The organism is Pseudomonas sp. PS01301, assembly GCF_029960215.1.
Lineage (GTDB): Bacteria > Pseudomonadota > Gammaproteobacteria > Pseudomonadales > Pseudomonadaceae > Aquipseudomonas > Aquipseudomonas coleopterorum.
The window spans coordinates 1-319 of sequence record NZ_JASCPM010000129.1; the positions used below are offsets into that span (position 1 = coordinate 1).

Here is a 319-nt window from a genome sequence, read left to right on the forward strand (position 1 = left end):
TCAGGAAGCAAGCTTCCTTCAACCGCTCGACTTGCATGTGTTAGGCCTGCCGCCAGCGTTCAATCTGAGCCATGATCAAACTCTTCAGTTCAATACTGCAATCGGGTTTTGAGAAAACCCTATAAACCTGGCTCAGCAATCGCAAACTCGAACCCGAAGGATCGAGGTAACTCTTTGATTTCTCGTGGAGTTGTTGTGATGCTGATAATCTTGTTGACTAACAGTCTTAACTCACAAGCACCCACACGAATTGCTTGATTCAATTGTTAAAGAGCGGTGGGTTGATTCTTTCGTCTCAACCGAGGCGCGCATTCTACGC

General features: G+C 46.7%; 1 rRNA gene. It reads right to left on the reverse strand.

What is annotated here, in order from left to right:
• Positions 1 to 91, reverse strand: a 16S ribosomal RNA gene (locus tag QMX89_RS22905); the annotation flags it as partial.
• Positions 92 to 319 lie beyond the last annotated feature (228 nt).